Here is an 18559-nt window from a genome sequence, read left to right as displayed (position 1 = left end):
GCTCCTTTATATGATGACATTGATGTCAACATCCGGTCTTTGTATCATTGTACCAGTTACTTTTCCTGGAGTGTATTCATGGATTGGTTTGTTCACTTTAGTGTCAATTACTGGTTCTTTACGCTGAATATTAACATCCGTTGTACCTGGTGTATAGTTGATTTTCACTGACCCTACAGAGGGCACAAATTTAACGTTAAATTGTACATGGTGCGGACCATGGTTTTGTTTGGCAATATTTTGAATAGTTGCTCGCCCTTGACCTTTACCAGCGTTATCCATCATTTGACGTCCCTCTCTCGCTCTACGTGCCATTCCCTTAAGTGCCTCTTGTTTTCCTTTTTCTGCGTAGTTGGCACTTGATTCCAATGGACCAATCATTCCTATATCCCGTCTTGCCTGGGAAGAGTCTATTTTTAAAACCCCTCTAGTTGTACGTATTTCTAAAATAGCTGCTGGCTGTTCAATATGCTGAGTTGCTTTAGGTTGTTTAATATATTGCTTTGGCTTTGATATATCTAAGTCTATTTTTGCATCTGTTGTATGAATTTGAATTTGAGGGAGCCTCATGTATATCTCTCCTTTCAATAAAAGCGTCTGAACAAATTGTCCAAACGCTCTGTTGTTCAGTATAAAGTTTGCACTGTCCGCTTCTTCTTTTGCGCAAAACTCTGTGCTGCGCGTTTGCCCCTGCCTTTTCACTTTCGGAGCATGACATTAGTAGATTTTATCTTATAAAATCTACTAATGTCTGCTGAATAATTTTTGCTCCAACAGATAGAGCAGCTTGGTGAATCGAATCCTGTGTTATCATATCCGTAATCGTTTTAGCATAGTCTGTATCTTCATTAACAGACAATTGTTTCGTTACATTGACTTCCTGGATACCTAGTCTATTTTCCATCAGCTCTACACGATTTTGTCGGGCGCCGACATCAGCTCTAACAGTCAATGTGCTTTCATAAACGCCATCTAAACCAGGAATTGTAGTACCACCACTTGTTGTTTGTAAACCAAGTGTATTTCCGATTTCAGTAGCTGTTGCACCATTTTGCAAAAGTGTGTTTACATTTGTCATAAACCCATCAATATCGTTAAATAAATCAGCACCTGGCGTGTTTATATTCATTGAGATGCCATCAAAGACGTTAATATCAATTGTTTTTTGCCCTCCAGCTGGAGTAATGGCTGGGTTTTGTGGCCCTGTACTATCAGTATAAAGCGGTAGGTTTGTATGTGTACCAGAAAAAATATAGTTCTCTCCGACTTTTGTATTGGCGATATCACGTAATTGTTCTTTAATTTGTTGCATTTCCGCATTTATTTTTTGACGATCATCGGTAGTAGTTGTATCAGTTGCTGCTTGGATAATAAGTTCTTTTACACGTTTTAATGCAGCGCCTACTTGATCGAGCGATTCATCTGTTGAATCTAGCCATGTATTGGCTTCACGAATATTTCTTTGATATTGTTGATTTTTATCAAGATCTATACGATAGCCCATCCCTTTTACTGCTACAACTGGATCATCCGATGGTCTTGAAATTTTACTACCCGAGTCTAGCATATTTTGATATTTAGACATTTTGCTGTAGCTTGTATTTAAATTGCGTAGCATATTACTTGATAGCATTGATTGTGTGACACGCATAATTTATCTCCTCTCAGTCAAGTGGCTATTTTTATAGCCCTACTCTTCCCATCCCATTGATAATTTTATCTAATGTTTCATCCACTACTGTAATCATACGTGCATTGGCATTGTATGCTTGCTGGAATGTAATCATATTAGTCATTTCTTCATCTAAGGAAACCGAACTCATAGAATCACGGTTACTAGAAATTTGCAAGTGCAATGTTTCAGAGTTATATGCACTACGTATTGCTTCTTGTCCCTTTACTGCTAAATCCCCCACTAATGATTTATAGTAGCTTTGGAATGTTCCTTGCTTTAAGTTTGCTTGTGCCTGTGTTTGTAGCTCTGCTAACTTACGCATGTTTTGGTTATTTCCTTCTTCACCTGTTGTATCTGATACGGCTACTTGCTTGGGATCAGTAATCACTACTTTGAAATCACGAGCAGTTGTTCCAGAGAAGAAGTCTAGACCTGTACTATTGTCTAGACCAAAACCTGCTTTATGGACATCATTAAATTTTGTAATAAATTCATTTGCTAGTTTATCTAGGTTAGCTATCATTTCTGGATAAGTACCTTGTCCACCACTGTGTCCATACGCATCTATTAAAGCACGCAATGAACCTTTCCCTTGATCCATTTGACTGTAATCAATCGTATAAGGACCAGTCGTTGGATCACCTGGTGGTGCGCCAATAGCCGAGATTTTAATTTCACTAAAGTTAGAATATCCTCCAGTGGCTTGGTCATCCACCTCACCATCGACGCGTTGATTATTTGTATCCATCGTTGCGAGTGCAGCATATTCCCTACCTTCTACTAATTTAATAGGTGTACTGCCATCTGCTGGTACATATGTAATCGTCATAGATCCTTCAGCTACGTCTTTTGCTAACCCACCTGATTTTTCAAAAGATATTGATACAGGAATATATTCATTCAACTCATCTACTAATAAATCGCGAGCATCATATAAATCATTTGGTACATAGCCACTAGGCTCTACCTCTTGGATTTGTTTATTAATGGCTGCAATTTGTTTAAGAATTGAATTTACTTTATCTGTTGATACACTTATTTCATTCCCAATATTGCCTTGGATCTGTTTTATTTGTCTATCCATATAATTAAAGGAGTCTGCTATTGATTTTCCTTTTGCAATTAACACTTGTCTTGCCGCAGAGTCTTTAGGATTGTCAATAACATCCTCCATCGCCTTCCAAAAATCAGTGAAGGATTGATTAATACCAAATTCTGATGGCTCTGCCATAATATCTTCCATCTGTGCAATCGATTTTGCTGCTGAATCCCAATACCCCAACTTATTCGTCTCTTGACGATATTGTCGATCAATAAATTGATCGCGAATACGTTGGATAGATCCCGCTTCCACCCCAGTACCAAGATGTCCTGGATAAGTTGGTTGGTTTAAACCGGCTGTTGGAAAACCAGGTGTTGCCTGCAAGTTTACTCGTTGGCGTGAGTAACCCAAAGTGTTTGCATTGGAAATATTATGTCCTGTTGTATATAAAGCTGTTTGTTGAGTGAAGAGGCCGCGTTTACTTGTTTCTAGGCCCATAAATGTTGAGCGCATGTTTCTTCCTCCTTTGTTAGGCTTGTGAATCAAAATATGATTTTTTTGCTATATTATTTGTGCCGAGAACCTCGTTGCTAGAGTAGTTCATTTGCTCTGTACGAGGTCTGACGGCATCTAATGTTAGGTTGACGATCTGTAGTGACTGGAACACGAGCTTTTGATTTAAGTCATTTTGTGTGCGTAGGTCATTGATAATTTGCAATAAGCGATCGCGAACTACTGATAATGTTGCTTTGTCCGCTTGTTGTTCAGCAGCCTCGATGACGTCCGCAACAGTTGTTTTGTCAGTTGAAGCAAGTCCCTTTGCTTCAAGGTAGTCCGTTACCTGTTTCTGACGCTGTTGTTCGAGCTTATCGATGGCCGCTACGTGTGCCTGCTCATCCTTGAGCAATTGGTCTAGCGCTTCGATATCGCCAGCTTTAATGATCTCTGTTTTTTTGAAGGCTAGTTCAAGTAAGCTTTTATGCATTCTCTCTAGCATCATTAATGTAGAATTAATCGCTTCTACAGACATTTCGCTATACACCCTTTCTGCTATACCCTAGAAACGATAATATTTCAGCATATCCTCAGCTACTTTACGAGCATCTACTTTGTATTCTCCAGAATCAATGTCTTTTTTTAGCTGTTGAACACGGTCAGCTCGCTCCGTATTGTAGGTTGAAACGCTTTTCATGTCTTGAGCAGCTTTTGAAATTTCGATTTTATCTGCAAAAGATGTTTTGTTTGTATCGGATTTAACATTGCGCACCTGGTTTTTATATGCGTTCACTGCGTTAATTCCATAAGATGTAATTTTCATCTTGTAACCCCCCGTCTAAAAATCTTATCTTACTATTATTTCGGATTGTCTCACATAATGTTAAGTTTTCACATATAAAAAAGTGTGCTAATTTTGTTTAAAATTAACACACCTTCAATTATTAACGTTTTCGGTCTGCGTGATATGTGACACGATCGCGTTGCTCTACACTATCACGGAATTCCTTAGCCGCTTCAAAAGTACGTAAATCAGCTTTTAATTCATCCTGACATTTTGTGCAAAGCTTGCCTGTCGTCGTCAGATGACCACAGTTATCACATGGGTAGCCTAAGTTAGGAAACATTGCTGGTTGCAAGCGACCTTTACGCACCCATTTATATAATAGCTCTTCCTCTGCTCCCGTCGCTTCTACAATACGCTCCACTGTTGCAGCACGGTTCTCACGTTTACGTAGGAAGCGATATACGATTTGATACAGTTCTTCTTCTGATTGTGCACATTTATGACAAACTTCCCGTACCCCTGTATAATTAAAAAACTCATTACATTTTGGACAATTTCGAACCTCTGCCATCTACTTTTCCTCCTCTAGCAAAATATCTTATCTACGCATACTAAACTCTTCATCTATTATACATAATACATTGGAAAATTCATCCTTCAATTAATGTGAAGTATTGGACATTTTTTGCACCTGCTTGCATTAAAACATCTGCAGCATGCTGTAATGTAGTTCCTGTAGTTTTTATATCGTCAAATAGAAGGTAATCTTTATGCTCTACATTTGCGCCCTCCTTTAATCGAAATAGCGGAGCTGCACGTAAGCGCTGTTCTCTATTTTTGGAACCTTGTGTTTCTGTTGTGGTCTTTTCGAGCAACTGAATATAAGGTATATCTGCTGCCTTTAATAATTCATTAGTATGTGAGAAGGTACGCTCCTGTTGTTTGATGGGATGCATAGGAATCGGTAGAATCATCGCCTTTTCTTTATTGAAACGGGCATACAGCTCCTGCCGGAATACTTTTGCCAAAGCTACATCTTGTAGAAATTTAAATTGGTGTAAATAGCCTTTCATGGCCTCATTATATTGATAGAGTGCTGTAACAGACTGTGATTGCTCAAAGCGAGCAGTGCATCTTGTACATATAGTTGGAGTAAATTGCTTTATTAATAACGATTTCCAAGTAACTGAGGCTTTTAATAGCTGTGAGCATATTAAGCAGTGCGATTCTGTTTTATTCATACGGGAAATCCTTTCTTATTATAAAAGAGGATTTTCGCACATGCCTCATCCATCTCTGTCGTGATGCCATGATGAAAGAATACGATGTCCCCATTTGGATATTGATTATTTCGTCCGACTCGTCCAGCAATTTGAATCAGTGCACTTGCGGTAAATATGGAGGATTCTGCCCCAATAACCGCCACCTGTACATTACTAATGGTGATGCCTCTCTCTAATATGGTGGTCGTTAAAAGTCCGGGTACTTCATTATTTCGGAGCATCTCTACTTTCTCTTTCCGATCCGGATCTTCTGCATGCACAGCGAGGATATTTTCATTTACTAGCTGAAATAGAGGCACTGCTTTATGCATGAGGGCGATTGTATGGAAAAACAGTAAGAAAGGTTCCTTTCGTTCAAGTCGGTCTTCCGTCCATTTTATTAACTTTTTAGGGATTTTTCCTTGTTTGAAGCTTTTGTTGTAACCCCATAAAGCACAAAACTGAGGAACTGGTAATGGATGATTGTGAAAACGTTTTGGGATGAAGGAATAGCTTTTATGTTGGAAGGCATTGAGTAATTTCTGTGATGGCGTTGCTGTAACAAATACGATAGGTGCCTCTTCCTTTTTGGCCTTTGTCACTGCTCTTTGTAGAGTTTCATCTATAGTATAAGGAAAAGCATCAGCCTCATCTACGATCATGACATCAAAGGTGCTCTCAAATCGGTAGAGCTGATGGGCTGTGGCAATAATAAGCTGGGCATAACCATTTTGTTTTGTTACACCACCATATAATGCATGAATGATTGTCTCAGGGAATACTTGTTGAAAGCGTGGATATAGCTCTAATACTACATCCGTGCGTGGTGTAGCAATACAAACACGTAAACCCCGCTTTAATGCATCTTGAACAGTTGGAAAAAGCAACTCTGTTTTACCTGCCCCACAAATGACAAGTTATGAAGACTGAATACAATAAGACCGCCCTAAACAATAAGGCGGTCTTTTCCTATTTAAATAGCTTCACCTATTTGTTTTAATATCTGCAAGAATAGTGGACTAAGGTTTATCAATACATAACCCAACCCAGCATTCATAATCATTGACCACGTTTTTTCAGAATTACCAAGCATGAAGAAGAAGCATGCTCCAACCATAATCACTGATGCAATAGGAAAACTAATCGCTACTAATATTTGAACAACAGGATCTAAAGCAGTTGCTAATATTTCTAAAGACTTATCAGCAATGATTCCAGTATGTTGAGGTATTGTATTAACAGGGATTGTGGATAGTGTGGATGGTATTTGTGCTACGACTGGTTCCATTACTTGTTGTACTGGTGCACTTACAGGTATGGCTGTGGAGGAGTAAGTGTTATTGAATTTGTTGAACATGAATAATCCTGTGCCAACGGCTGTTAATGTAGGAACTGATGCAGCCAGTGCTACATGTCTTAATGTTGCATACTTTTCATCACCTTCGAATCGATCACTATAATCTGTATATTCATTAGCAGGCACAACCTCTGTTCTAAAACGCTTTTTAAACATCTATATTCCCCCTCTTATTTCATTTATTGTGTACACCTTGCACTTTAGCCCTCCACAGGATGCTTCTAGCTGCTGCCTACGCAATTCTGTTGTTGTTAGCCATACAAGTGTTGGGTAATAGCCCATCTGTTTTACTAGGCTATCCATAAGCAATTTATAGCACTTAATCTTCTCGCGATTTTCCTTCATTGTTTGAATATTATCAACCTCTAAAAAATGTTGAAATCCATTACGGGAAAACATGCTATCCACAACGATACTAGTAGTGCTATCCGATATTTTGACTTCATTCTTCCAGTCATGCGGACACTTATAAAATAGCCAGAATTCGTTTCGCATGATTGTATGTTGAACATGGCCACCCTTTTTACGAACCCTTTCACAGTCAACATAAAGCCGACCAAGATTATTTAGATAGTAAACTGTTTCATAGCCGTCTCGAATGGATGATAGATAACTAGATAAATTGTGGAGGACCCTATTTGTATTACGCTTCTTTCCCAGGTTAAAATATCGACTAAGCTGATCACGCGTCATAAAATCAAATTTCTTCAAAAGTAACAGTATCTGTTCGTCTCGGTTGGATAGCTGTTTCTTCAACGTACTCCCCTTTCGCAACAATATGAGGTTGGATAGTATCGTGGATAATTTGTGGTGTGATTAGTGGTGTTTGAAGTATTTCTCTTTTATCAGCCGTTTGGTAAATTGCGCGGCCTTTGACCATTGGTAATGCCTCTGCTCCCTCTGCATCCAGTACAACCCTTGAAGCAACAGCCGACTGCACTCTAAAACATAGCTTGGCATCTGCATTTTGCTTAACCTGCCTTGGTATAACGTCACCTACAGGATACTGCGTGGCTACAACTAGCCTGAAACCAAGTCCGGCACCTAGCCGCGCTATTTGACTCATGATCGTTTGGCATTCTAGTTTTAATCGTTTTTCTTCTTTCGTCACTGCTTCTGATGCATTCAATTCTCCTACCTCATCAATGACTACAAAGTAACGCTCTTTTATGCCAGCCTGCTGCACGTTCTTCTTCCCTAATCCCTTTAAATCACGTTGTATGTCACGCATCTTGTCATAAGCCATCTGTAAAGTGTGGAGGGCCTCATGTGGTTCGTATGCAATTGAAATCGTCTGTCTAATATTTTCATAGTCACATAGTTCCACTCCACCTTTTAAGTCGATTAAATAAAAGTTAACAGACGATGGTTCACTGCGAACTAGCGATGTAATCATTGAATTGATGAAGTTACTTTTGCCGTATCGAGTGGCACCACCTAACACTACATGTGGCACCATTTCAAAGTCATGATACTTTAACTCATTCAAAACCCTAGTAACGCCTACTGGCACACGCCAACCTTTGCCTGAAGTGAATGGGATTTCTTTAGTTAATGGCTTGTCGTACACTCGCGCGATTAATAAGCCATCATAAGACAATTCAATTTCCTTTTGCTCCGTCAGCTTTGCCTTCCACAATTGTTGAAGTTGCAGGAGAAGGTCTTTGTTTAAATCCATTTGTCGTAAATCATTGAATGAAATTTTCTTTCTACGGTTATTCAGACCATCTTCAAAGACCTTTAGCTTTGATTCATAATCAGCGAATGAACGTCCAAGGGGGATCCTGAATTTGTATTCCCATCCCCATTCAAACTGTTTTTTCTTAACAAGCTGCGTAGTCAATGTATCTTTGCCATCACGAACATTTAAACCAGACAATGACATAATGCGTTGGATCTTCCCTGAATCATTTGAGGATAGTCCCCTGTGTTTTTGATATGCCTTTAACGCAATTCCACCCATTAATCCAGTTGTTAATATTTCAAACAGCACACTTTCACCCTTTCTTTTTTAATCAGCGTCACGGTTCTCTTACGTAGTAAGAATCGCATGTAATGAGCAATTTAAAATGAAGTACAAACCATTGACACAACAGCATTTCATATATGCCCACTTCAATACTCGGGTGGCATTTAATCAGGCACAGTATCGGGTATACAAATGGGCATAAAAATTACCATTCCAACCAGTTATCCAATGTAGTTCTACTACCCACAGATTGTGGGTACCTGTCACGTTCATTTAACCAATTGTAGAAAGGCACTGGACGTTCTTTAACAGATGTTTCTTCTATAGATGAAGATTTGTCAGTCTTCATTTTCGAACGTCTTACAGCCTTGTTATAAGCACCTATGAACACGGCTCTTAATGTACTTGCTACAGTTAAAGTACCTTCTTTAATGTCCATAGCAATTTTAAATAGCACGTTCTTAGCTTTTATAAAGTCAGGTACATTTTGAACCTGAGTAGCTAATACAACTTTGTGTAACTCATCTTTTAAGTTGTCAGCTAATGGCAATGAGTGCATGAAATCGTACAGCATAACCTGATACTCGTTCATGTATTCCTTTTTCTTTTCAGCTTTCAAAGCCAATTCATTGCCAAGACTCATAATATTATTTGCTTGTTTAGAACTTAAAAGATTAAAAGATTTAGATGCTTGGTTTTCAGATTGTGGATGGCAAACCGCGTCAGTACTAGCTTCATCGACTGTCTCTCGTTGGGACACGCTCGATGGGACATAAGGTAATATGCGATAAATACTAGCCCCTTTTATCCCGTTCAGTTTAGTACTTGGTACTTTTTCGATGATGCCCAACTCTGCTAATTTCTTCATTGATCGATAAACCGTCTTCGTGCTTATCTCTAATGCCGCAGCAATGGTACTCGCTTTTAAGTGGCATACACCTGCGTGTTCTAAGCTGTGTGATGCAAGTTTAAATACTATTGCTCGTTCTGATTCCGTTAAGTCGTAATAGTGAACCGCCATATGGTCCTCCACACTCTTATCCATATCTGCTACTGAATCGAATGTTATGTATTGTGCTAGGTATTCGAATGCCATTTGTTTTTCACCTCTTTTCTATATACAAAAAGTTATTTACATTCCTTGTATGAATAAATATATATCCATTAAGTTATAATATCAAGTCTTTTTCATAACTTTTTGGATATATTTATTTCAAATAATAACTGATTCATATATAATACAGTTATGAATATAACTAATAGGAGGGAAACAAATGAACGAAATGAGTGAAAAAATTCGAATTGCACTTATTAAAAGAAATATGACGTTAACTCAATTAGCTGAAAAACTGGAAGTATCGCAACCTAACCTATCTAAAAAGTTGAAACGGAATAATTTTCATGAGGAAGAACTACGGAAAATCGCAAAATTATTGGATATGAAATTCGAGGCTCATTTCGTTATGGAAGACGGCACTAAGATTTAAAGCAGATAACTAAACACGGTTGTCTGTTTTTTTGTATACTTTCTTTGCGTTATTTCCTAAAATGGTAATATCAAGGGAGGTTTTATACATGAAGAAATTATTTTACATTGGAGCATTGTCAGCATTTTTACTTGCTGCTTGTGGTGAGGAAGAGGTAAAACCTAAAGAGGAAAAACCTGTTGCAGAAGAAAAACAACAAGATGAAAAGGTAACTAGTGGTGTTCCTGAATACAAAATTGAAGAAGATAATTTTGGTAAAGGAATGTGGAAAGTAGTTTTATCTACACCTTCAACTGACGAAAAAGAATTAAAAGCATTAGTTGAAGAGATGAAAAACCTAGCAGCAGAAAAGTATGAAGATGTTAGTTCAATTTGGGTAAATATCAAAACAGAAGGCAGTGTTGCAAATACATACGCTGCAACAGCAAAAGTTGCACTTGATGAAAAAGGTAAAGCAACTACTGGATTAGACGAACTAGGTGTATTTGAATTCAACTATAATGTTGGAGAAACACATGAAACAACTACTGCAGATTTACCTCAATCAAATGCTGATTACACAGCAGATGATATTCTAAAAGCATTTCAAAATGTTGGTTTAAGTACAACTGAACCACGAGACAATAGTCAAAATTGCGTTAAACTTGAATGTACTAAACTAATTACTACTGAAGATGTTAGTATTTATGAATGGCCAAGTGTTGAAAAAGCACAAGAAGTTAGTGCTAAGAAATTTGGAGATGCACAGGCTGGAACAATTATTATAAGAATGAATAATAAAGAACTTGATATTCAAAAATATATTGATGCAATGAATAGCGTAGTAAATAAATAGTTTAAAGTCACTCAATAGAGTGGCTTTTTTTATGAAAATTTTTAACGAAATAAGAAAATAAATCTTCAATATCTATTTACTTGAGTATGTAGGTATAGTATAATAAGAATATAGAAAGGAGGTAACAACAATGGAACTTGAAAGAGTAGTAGCAATCACAGCCTTCGTCAACTTAGCAATCGCAATCATTAACTTCCAAACAGCAAAGTTAAACAACCAGAAAGCGAAAGCGCTTGATGAAAAAGAAAAAGACACCACTTCAAAGAAGTAGCGTCCAAAACAAAATTTAAAAACGAAGGTTAAGGCTAGCACCCTTAGCCTTCACACTAAATATAAATGATTTGCAGATGTTATACAATCAAATTGAAAAAGGAGAAGTGATTTTCATGACGACTTTAACTTTAATTCTCACAGTGGCAGCACTCTTAATTATTGGCGCCACAGTTGTTACAATGAGGAAAAAATAATAAAACTAGGTGGTATCATCCAATGTCGAAAAACTACTCTTTCAATAGCAAAGAAGAATTTATAAAATTAGTTCAAACAGAGATCCTAACATCATCAGAAGTGTTGGAGGAACTGCAAATTTCTAGGCAGTCCTTAAATTCACTTGTAAAACGAGGAAAGCTAAATCCTATCAAAGAGTTACCACGCGATCGAATGTTTTTACGTGAAGATGTGGAAGCTAGAAAAGAAGCAGCCAAAGAATTGAATGCTAAATACAGACCGTATGATGAATAAACAAAAAATGACCAGGTACTCAATACAAAATGAGCGCCTGGTTATTTGTTTGTTGGTTCAAGAACATTGTCAAAATCAAAACCCTTAAATGATACTATTCGTAAAGATCCTGAAGCAGTTCTTTCTAAATATTGAACTTTGCAATGTAGTAATGGTTCTAGCCAAATCAAGTCACGTTCCACTTTGCTTATAATCTGTTTTGCAATTTCTCTGAATGCTGTTTTTTCTTCTGGTTTAAAGCCAAACTCTACGCTTGCAACAGGTCTATACTTGCCATTCGATAAATTAACTCCTACTATCATTGTGAACGGATTCTCTTTATATCCTAAAATGACAACATCCATAAGTTTAAAATGTTTGTATTTTAACCAATCTTTTGAACGATGGTTAGTTTTGTATACGGAATTACTTCGCTTACCTATAATACCTTCCATACCTTTTTCTTTTGTTATCTCAAAGGCATTACTACCATTTCCTATAACCGAAGGTGTAATTAATAAATTATCCGATGGCTCTACTATTGATTTCAATATGTCTTTCCGTTCTATCAAAGGTTTGTTTGTCTGATTGCTGTCAGTAGCCAATACATCAAATGCAATAAAAGTGGCAGGATGCGTTAGAGTAGCCTGATTGATTTTATCTTTATTTGAAAGTCTCCCTCTATAATTGAAATCATCAAATACTGATAAACCATTTCTCAATACAACGCCTTCACAGTCAATGATTGCTATATCTTCCTTAATTGATTTTCCAACTGAATGTAGTTCAGGGAATTTGGCAGTAACATTATTACCATGACGAGTATATGCCTCTACACTATCGTATTTTTTATGCAAAAGGATGCGCCAGCCATCCCATTTAATTTCATAAAGCCAACTTATATCATCTACTATTTCGTTATTGTTGCCCATATGAAGTAACATTGGTTTAATTGGAGTAAATAACATTTCCTATTCCCCCTCATGTACCATTATCTCATGGTAATTAAGACAAAAATACATGTAAATCAAGGAACGAGTGGTAATTAGGTTTGAATTTGTTGGTTTAATTGTTGATTTAGTAACTTTTCTACTTGTGTTTTCAAAGCCATATTAGCGTAGCGTAATACAACATCATTACCAGCTGTAGCTATATGAACATCACTAAAATATTCGTCTATCTTTTCTACTTTTACTAATCTTATTTTGTCTTTTGCCAATATCCTTTTTGAATTGTAGTAATCTTGGGATATGTCATTTAGTAATCTTTCAAGGATGGGTAAATAAACTTTACTCATTTTCAAATTTTCAATTACAGGAAAGTCACGTTGCAATGATTGAACTGCCATTTCTAGAATCAAAAATTTATGAAATAGTCTTCTTTGTTCAGGTTTCAGCATACAACTTCTTCCCCTCGATAAGAACATTCGTTTGTATCATTTTAGAACAAATGTTTTCGTTTTGACAAGCATAAATTTGTGGAAATAAAAAAAGCCCATTACCATTTTAGGTAACAGGCATTTGTTTTATCGTTGGGAGATTATAATTTTTAATCCCTCAAAATCACCACTTGTCATCGTACCTTGGTCGAATTTATCAAGCCACGACTTATCAATTTTCTTTTTATCCACTGATTGTTTAATGTAGTCACGTACAGCAGCCTTCGTTGTGTCATTAGTGAATAACATTTTATCATCATCCTTTACGATTGGTTTAGTTGTATTGCCTTCCACAGTTAATTGCACTTGGTATTTACTATTAGTTGGAATAATTACTTGCCCTTCGATTTTGTACCCTTTTGGCATAATCCAATTTGGTTTAACCTCAAAGTGAGGACGATCAATATTACCTAGCCAATCTCCACCCCATGTGATGCCTAGCTTACGTGCAATAGCGCCTACTCGACTTAGGGTTGCCATATCATATAAAGCCTGTGGAGGACCAACAGCAATATCCCACGCTAAGCGTGACTTATGGTTACTGTCTAGTGTCCAAGTAACAATCTGCCCTGGTCGAGTTCTCCCCTGTGCATAAAGGTACTTCTGTCGTTCCTGTGAGCGATATGTTTCAGTAATAAAGACGTTCTTAATACCTGCTTTAAAGCACTCTTGGAACAACAATCTACATGCTGATTGTGCAGCTGGTAATAGTTCAGAAATCTCTCGACAGGTTGTTGTAATGCTTGTCATTTCACATCACCCTTCGGCTTGTCATAATTCAATGCTTGCTCGCTGTCTGAGGTACCTTTTGTAGTAGGGTCGATAATAATACCAAGTAAACCTAAAATGCTTAACACAGTCTCTGAAATGGCTGTGATTTGTGCATTGTAAATTGTAATATCTACATTAAAAATGCCCGCTGTTTGATTAGCGAGCACTAGTAATAATGCAATTAATGACACCCAAAATTGTTTATGTTGTAAACGTACTTTCCAGTTGATTTTCATATTACATCAGTCCTCCTTTAATAATAAAAGCCAATACTGCACTTGCGAGACCGCCAATTAACAATCTCAATATCCATGTTGTATTGTCTTTAATCCCACCTAAATCCTCTCGAATTTCCTTGATATTTGATTCAGCTACGGCAAGACGTGTTTTCACATCGGTCATATCAGTTTCTAATCTTTCCATTCGTTGCTCCATGTCAACACCTCACAAATAAAAATAGCACTGCTCGGCACAGTGCATTGCTTAGGTCTTGTTGTATAAAAATAGCCCTCCACAATCATCTGTGGAAGGCTTATTCCCAATCGCTTGGGATTTTGAAAACACCGCTTTTTTGATAAGTAATTTATAAAAAAATAAAACGAACATTAATCTTGATATCACTTATCCAATAAGGATTATTATAATATTGTTCATATTCAACTTGTAAACAATGCACTGTTTGTTTCATTAGGTCTTTATTTCGTGCTGGATCAATAAGTTCTTCTACCACCTTATTGATTATTGGTAGATAAACATTTTTTAAATCTATATCCTTTTCCTCTAAATCAAGTTTTCGATAAAATTCCTTTGCTACCTCAACTTCAAATGAATTCAATTTACCTAGTAAATGTTTCCCTATTTTAAATTCCTGCTCCACCGTAATCAACTCCTCATACCTGACATCATATTGCCTCTCTCCAAACTATTATCGGCAGATTTAGAAGTAACTACTTAATAACTTTTTGACATAAAAAATAACGCTAGCTTAATGCTGCGTCTACTTGTTTTTCATTATCGAGCAATGCTTGTACAGCTTCTCGCCACAACATCGGCACCTGGTCAACTGTTCGCAAGTTCATTTTAATTAAATCCCAATATAGTTTAGCCATTATAAAACCCCCTTAGTTGTTAGCGTTTCTACTAGTTCAGCTATAGCCAATTGATTTTCTATCTTATCTTGTTGCTGCGCTTCCACCGACTCAGCTAATGCTATCTTCAAATCACGGTTTTCATCTCGTAAAATCTCAATCTCAGACTTCGGCACTTCTTCATACTCGTACCACATTTCTTTCGTGTCCTTGTTAATGTGTAACGTGGCTATTTTGCCGTTGTTTTCGGGTTCGGGAATGGAATCGACCACGATACCACCTCGTAAATCTTCCTCTGTCCATCCTGTCGTGTCATAGGCTATGCGTTGAACTATTGTTTCGTTTGGATTCATTGGGTTTAAAAATAGTACTGGCATTGTTTACCTCCTAAGATTTCACTGTTATTGTTTGTTTGTATCGTATTGTACTAGCTTTCGGCAACGCTATAACGAAATCCGGATATTCTTTACTTGGGTCTTTGTCTACCGCTATGGAAATATCGTTTGGGTAATTCGTGACCGTGTTACCCATTCGCCACATATAAGAAAGTGTAGGGCTAAACTTTGCTACCCCGGGCGTTATAACGCCGTACAAATTAACGCTACCGCCCCTAACACCAATATACACATTGCCTTTTTTGTCTATATCAAGTGACACACCACCCGACGTTAATTGTGCGTTTGGCATAGTGAATACAATAGCTAAATCTGACGTTCTATACGACCTAAGGTTACCGTCAGTAAGCAATATAACAAGTCGACCGCTAGTTTCGTCTACCATCATTCTATGTGCGCTGTAATAACCAGTATAAATAGATACAGGACCTACTATTACCGCGCCCGTCGTTCCGCTTATTTTATATAGCGATGTAACATTAGTCTCGGTGTTTTGTGCCGCAAGGTATATATCACCCGCTCTATCTGCACACATAGCCCTGTGAGCGCCTAAGTACGCGTTATAGTTTAGCCTCCATTTTTGCTGACCATCTTTGTTGTAACCTGTACACTGGAAGGTATTAGTGGCACTAACGGCAATAGCAACCCCTTGATTGTTAGGTATGTGAGCCGCGGACGCCGCGTTTAGTCCGCTATACTGTGGCGTTTCCCATATTACCGCTAGAGTTTTCACGTTTACTTTTGCTACTGTAGTACCAGTATACATAAGGTATATAAAACCATGTTCTTCATCAAACGCAAACACGTAAGACGTTGCGCTAAGTGGTAGTGACCCCATTATCCCGCCCGCCCAACTAAATTTTTTATGCCCTCCTAAGCCTATGGCGTGATATTGCAAATTATTATAATCGTAATGTATAGATTTTTCGGGATAAAACGTGCTGACATCTGTCAAATCGCCAAGTACTATTGTGATTGTCGTATTCACAAGATCGCATTGTAATTTATCTATTGGCATTTGCTCATTAACACCGTAGGCAACGAGTGTTCCGACCTGTTCCCCGTTGTCATTTGTAAATGTCTTGTCTTTTCGCACGTCGCTAGGTTGTGCGTTTCCAGACCCCCCTTCACCCTGTAAGATAAAAGCCCCTGCACGATAACGAACAGTATAAACACCATTAACCTTTGCGTTACTAAATGCTGCGCCATTAGCTTTCTTAATAGGAATAACACCTAATCCATTTATATTTAATGTCATTGCTGCTGTACTGTTGGAGGTAGCAGGGAATGAAACAGCCAAGCCATTTTTATAACTTGTAATTTCGGTATCAGTAGCAGTTAATGCGTTTGCTGTACCTCCTACGGTTTCAATCCACTTTATATGTGAAACATCAGCTATATGATTAGCGAGCCCCTGCTCTAAACTCGCTATTCTAGATGCTAGATTTCCAGCAACATCACCATCTAAAATATCCTTAATGGATTCAAACCACGTTAAAAATTCTTGTTCTTGAGCATCTTTCCAAATGTCTAATTCACCAGCAACGCTCCCTTTTATATCATTAAACCAAGATTGGTACTGATTAAATATAGTTGTAGTATCCACTTGATTGACTGTGCCATGTACGATACCACAAAGAGTACTATTTAATCGTTGGTCAGTGATATTAGACTGGGTAATTTGAGTAGCCCCATTGTTGATTAGTACGTCTGCTAAGGCCAACTCATAAGCATCCGCATCTCGTTGTAGTGTTGGTGCAACTGGACTACTCGCAAATGTACCTTTCTTAATTAAAACTTCAATTTCACGTTTAACATGATTAAGTTTCATGACTACACGATCGATACGTTTTAATAAACCATCTGCGTTGTCATGCTTCAATACATAATCTCCATCATTGACTATAAAGTAACCATTAATCCATCCTTTACCTGCCTTTACTGATGTGGTCATGTTTGAATTTGCAGTTACCTGTAATCCTGTACTTGGATTAGGAAATACCCCATTGGCGATTAATGTACCGAAAAAAAGTGCAAAAAAATCAGCGCCGTATTTACGGTCGCCGTTGATACTATTATGAAATCCACTTGTAATAGCCACTATTTTACCTCCCTTTTTATTTTGTCTAGTAATGTTGGAATCGCTGTTCCATACTCTAAATTCAGCGTATATCCTTCGCGATTAAATACTTCTTTCACTCCTACAATTCGTTGATGCATGACTATTCCTAACTCATCATTTCGATTTGTAATGACATCACCAAGAAAATAATCCACATTAAACTTATATTGCGAATGGAGATTTGCTTCACTTTCAAACGTTCGAATACGTTGATAATCTTGCTTTCGATTGTTTCCTCTTTCTTTTAGCAAGTCTATATATTCATTTTGTGGAATAATTACTGTTTCTCCGTCTTTGTTATATTCACTTTGCAGATCTCGAGCATCAAAAAAGACTTCCCTGCGATTAAATCCGCTGAAAGTCTCTCCAACCTCTACAATTGTTCTGTCGTTTTCTTCTCCTTCACCAGCCACATACGCAGTTGATTTATAATTACTTTTATCATCCGTATAGGATTGGGATATGATATTTTCAAACTCTTTAGCAAAAATGACATGCGGATTATTTTGCTGTTCAGCACTACGATCTACACCTTTGAATGTGCTAAACACATATTTTTTTGCTTCATGATTCATTAGAATTTCAAATGATACTTCATTTTTTTCACACATTTCCCAAAGAGCAGTATCTAATACTTTTTGCGTGTACGATTCATCTGCTGAAGTATTTATTCCTTCATTTATACCTAAAACCAAATTTGGGATGATACGTGTTGGACTAGCTGTATTGATACAATTAATTCGTACAAATTCTTTAAGTACATCCTCTATGTTTCCTTGAAAACGTTGTTGTGTAATAATCCATCGCCAACTTGTAAAAATACTTAGAGAATAGGCAATAACTTTAATCATTGTTTTTTCTTCATCCTCAAATTCAGCAGTTTCAATGATATACCCTCTGTTTAGATCATCCGAACGTACAAGGATCCGTAGCTCTTTTGATAATTCATTTTCGTTAACAAGTAGTAATTCAGCGTTTTTTCTATTGCCTTCCACAGTTAATAAACAAAGGGAGTGAGCATAATACTTCGACTGAAATTCTACTTCTTCGTAAACATCGATTGTTGCTAGCCTATTAAAATTAATATCAAATATATATAATTCAATATCTTGCATT

At 37.3% G+C, this 18559-nt stretch carries 25 protein-coding genes and 1 pseudogene; 4 read left to right on the top strand and 22 right to left on the bottom strand.

Annotated features, from left to right (window positions below; genetic code table 11):
- Positions 1-6: 6 nt before the first annotated feature.
- The 12 genes and pseudogenes from KVT27_RS00415 to KVT27_RS00360 form a co-directional block, all read right to left on the bottom strand.
- A complete protein-coding gene (locus KVT27_RS00415; protein ID WP_217580447.1) occupies positions 7-570 on the bottom strand; it encodes a DUF6470 family protein in 564 nt (187 codons plus the stop codon).
- Positions 571-727: 157 nt separating this feature from the next.
- The gene (flgL, locus tag KVT27_RS00410) at positions 728-1651 is read right to left on the bottom strand and encodes a flagellar hook-associated protein FlgL (RefSeq protein WP_217580446.1); all 924 of its coding nucleotides are present in this window, start codon (positions 1649-1651) and stop codon (positions 728-730) included.
- A gap of 31 nt (positions 1652-1682) precedes the next feature.
- Positions 1683-3230 carry a flagellar hook-associated protein FlgK gene (gene flgK, locus KVT27_RS00405; protein ID WP_217580445.1) on the bottom strand — a complete coding sequence of 516 codons (1548 nt, stop codon included), beginning with the start codon at positions 3228-3230 and terminating at the stop codon, positions 1683-1685.
- 16 nt (positions 3231-3246) lie between these two features.
- Positions 3247-3747: a flagellar protein FlgN gene (locus KVT27_RS00400; protein WP_150908162.1), complete on the bottom strand. Its 501-nt coding sequence runs from the start codon at positions 3745-3747 to the stop codon at positions 3247-3249.
- A 27-nt stretch (positions 3748-3774) separates the two neighbouring features.
- Positions 3775-4035, bottom strand: a complete 261-nt coding sequence (gene flgM, locus KVT27_RS00395) for a flagellar biosynthesis anti-sigma factor FlgM (protein WP_036123292.1) — start codon at positions 4033-4035, stop codon at positions 3775-3777.
- Positions 4036-4156: 121 nt separating this feature from the next.
- Positions 4157-4570: a TIGR03826 family flagellar region protein gene (locus KVT27_RS00390; protein ID WP_008178864.1), complete on the bottom strand. Its 414-nt coding sequence runs from the start codon at positions 4568-4570 to the stop codon at positions 4157-4159.
- Positions 4571-4649: 79 nt separating this feature from the next.
- Entirely contained in the window at positions 4650-5240 is a 591-nt protein-coding gene (locus tag KVT27_RS00385; protein ID WP_217580444.1) for a ComF family protein, read from the bottom strand.
- A pseudogene (locus KVT27_RS00380) lies at positions 5237-6172 on the bottom strand (helicase-related protein); the annotation flags it as partial. The pseudogene KVT27_RS00380 and the gene KVT27_RS00385, both read right to left, overlap by 4 nt.
- A gap of 62 nt (positions 6173-6234) precedes the next feature.
- Positions 6235-6774, bottom strand: a complete 540-nt coding sequence (locus KVT27_RS00375; RefSeq protein ID WP_217580443.1) for a hypothetical protein — start codon at positions 6772-6774, stop codon at positions 6235-6237.
- Positions 6775-7311, bottom strand: coding sequence for a replication-relaxation family protein (locus KVT27_RS00370; RefSeq protein ID WP_254636022.1), 537 nt, complete (start codon positions 7309-7311; stop codon positions 6775-6777).
- Between the two features lie 4 nt (positions 7312-7315).
- The gene (locus tag KVT27_RS00365; RefSeq protein ID WP_309140213.1) at positions 7316-8611 is read right to left on the bottom strand and encodes an FtsK/SpoIIIE domain-containing protein; all 1296 of its coding nucleotides are present in this window, start codon (positions 8609-8611) and stop codon (positions 7316-7318) included.
- 181 nt (positions 8612-8792) lie between these two features.
- Positions 8793-9683 carry a helix-turn-helix domain-containing protein gene (locus tag KVT27_RS00360; RefSeq protein WP_217580441.1) on the bottom strand — a complete coding sequence of 297 codons (891 nt, stop codon included), beginning with the start codon at positions 9681-9683 and terminating at the stop codon, positions 8793-8795.
- 178 nt (positions 9684-9861) lie between these two features.
- On the opposite strand from KVT27_RS00360, the gene KVT27_RS00355 reads away from it, so the two are divergent.
- The 4 genes from KVT27_RS00355 to KVT27_RS00340 all read left to right on the top strand — a co-directional run bounded on the left by KVT27_RS00355 (position 9862) and on the right by KVT27_RS00340 (position 11650).
- Positions 9862-10074 carry a helix-turn-helix transcriptional regulator gene (locus KVT27_RS00355; RefSeq protein ID WP_089987116.1) on the top strand — a complete coding sequence of 71 codons (213 nt, stop codon included), beginning with the start codon at positions 9862-9864 and terminating at the stop codon, positions 10072-10074.
- An 88-nt stretch (positions 10075-10162) separates the two neighbouring features.
- Positions 10163-10909 (top strand): hypothetical protein, encoded by a 747-nt coding sequence (locus KVT27_RS00350; RefSeq protein ID WP_217580440.1) that lies wholly within the window; start codon positions 10163-10165, stop codon positions 10907-10909.
- A 130-nt stretch (positions 10910-11039) separates the two neighbouring features.
- Positions 11040-11180, top strand: coding sequence for a hypothetical protein (locus KVT27_RS00345; RefSeq protein ID WP_158499497.1), 141 nt, complete (start codon positions 11040-11042; stop codon positions 11178-11180).
- 218 nt (positions 11181-11398) lie between these two features.
- On the top strand, positions 11399-11650 hold the full coding sequence (locus KVT27_RS00340) for a helix-turn-helix transcriptional regulator (RefSeq protein ID WP_217580438.1): 252 nt from the start codon (positions 11399-11401) through the stop codon (positions 11648-11650).
- A gap of 41 nt (positions 11651-11691) precedes the next feature.
- On the opposite strand, the gene KVT27_RS00335 is transcribed toward KVT27_RS00340, so the two are convergent.
- The 10 genes from KVT27_RS00335 to KVT27_RS00295 all read right to left on the bottom strand — a co-directional run bounded on the left by KVT27_RS00335 (position 11692) and on the right by KVT27_RS00295 (position 18558).
- Complete coding sequence (locus tag KVT27_RS00335) at positions 11692-12597, bottom strand: ATP-dependent DNA ligase (RefSeq protein ID WP_254636021.1); 906 nt, start codon at positions 12595-12597, stop codon at positions 11692-11694.
- A 77-nt stretch (positions 12598-12674) separates the two neighbouring features.
- Complete coding sequence (locus tag KVT27_RS00330; protein ID WP_217580437.1) at positions 12675-13028, bottom strand: YhjD family protein; 354 nt, start codon at positions 13026-13028, stop codon at positions 12675-12677.
- A gap of 126 nt (positions 13029-13154) precedes the next feature.
- Positions 13155-13817 (bottom strand): M15 family metallopeptidase, encoded by a 663-nt coding sequence (locus KVT27_RS00325; RefSeq protein WP_254636020.1) that lies wholly within the window; start codon positions 13815-13817, stop codon positions 13155-13157.
- A complete protein-coding gene (locus tag KVT27_RS00320; RefSeq protein WP_089987110.1) occupies positions 13814-14074 on the bottom strand; it encodes a phage holin in 261 nt (86 codons plus the stop codon). Before KVT27_RS00320 ends, KVT27_RS00325 begins: the two co-directional genes overlap by 4 nt.
- 1 nt (position 14075) lies before the next feature.
- Entirely contained in the window at positions 14076-14273 is a 198-nt protein-coding gene (locus tag KVT27_RS00315; RefSeq protein WP_089987109.1) for a hemolysin XhlA family protein, read from the bottom strand.
- 148 nt (positions 14274-14421) lie between these two features.
- Positions 14422-14715, bottom strand: a complete 294-nt coding sequence (locus tag KVT27_RS00310) for a hypothetical protein (RefSeq protein WP_217580436.1) — start codon at positions 14713-14715, stop codon at positions 14422-14424.
- Between the two features lie 103 nt (positions 14716-14818).
- Entirely contained in the window at positions 14819-14947 is a 129-nt protein-coding gene (locus KVT27_RS26560; protein WP_254636019.1) for a CD1375 family protein, read from the bottom strand.
- Positions 14947-15303, bottom strand: coding sequence for a hypothetical protein (locus tag KVT27_RS00305; protein WP_217580435.1), 357 nt, complete (start codon positions 15301-15303; stop codon positions 14947-14949). The genes KVT27_RS26560 and KVT27_RS00305 overlap by 1 nt, the downstream gene beginning before the upstream one ends.
- Positions 15304-15313: 10 nt before the next feature.
- A complete protein-coding gene (locus KVT27_RS00300; protein ID WP_217580433.1) occupies positions 15314-17275 on the bottom strand; it encodes a hypothetical protein in 1962 nt (653 codons plus the stop codon).
- A 146-nt stretch (positions 17276-17421) separates the two neighbouring features.
- Positions 17422-18558: a siphovirus ReqiPepy6 Gp37-like family protein gene (locus KVT27_RS00295; RefSeq protein WP_217580431.1), complete on the bottom strand. Its 1137-nt coding sequence runs from the start codon at positions 18556-18558 to the stop codon at positions 17422-17424.
- Between the last annotated feature and the right edge of the window lies 1 nt (position 18559).

Origin of the sequence: Lysinibacillus sp. GbtcB16, assembly GCF_019091145.1 — a bacterium.
Lineage (GTDB): Bacteria > Bacillota > Bacilli > Bacillales_A > Planococcaceae > Lysinibacillus > Lysinibacillus fusiformis.
This window is presented reverse-complemented; position numbering and strand designations above follow the sequence as displayed.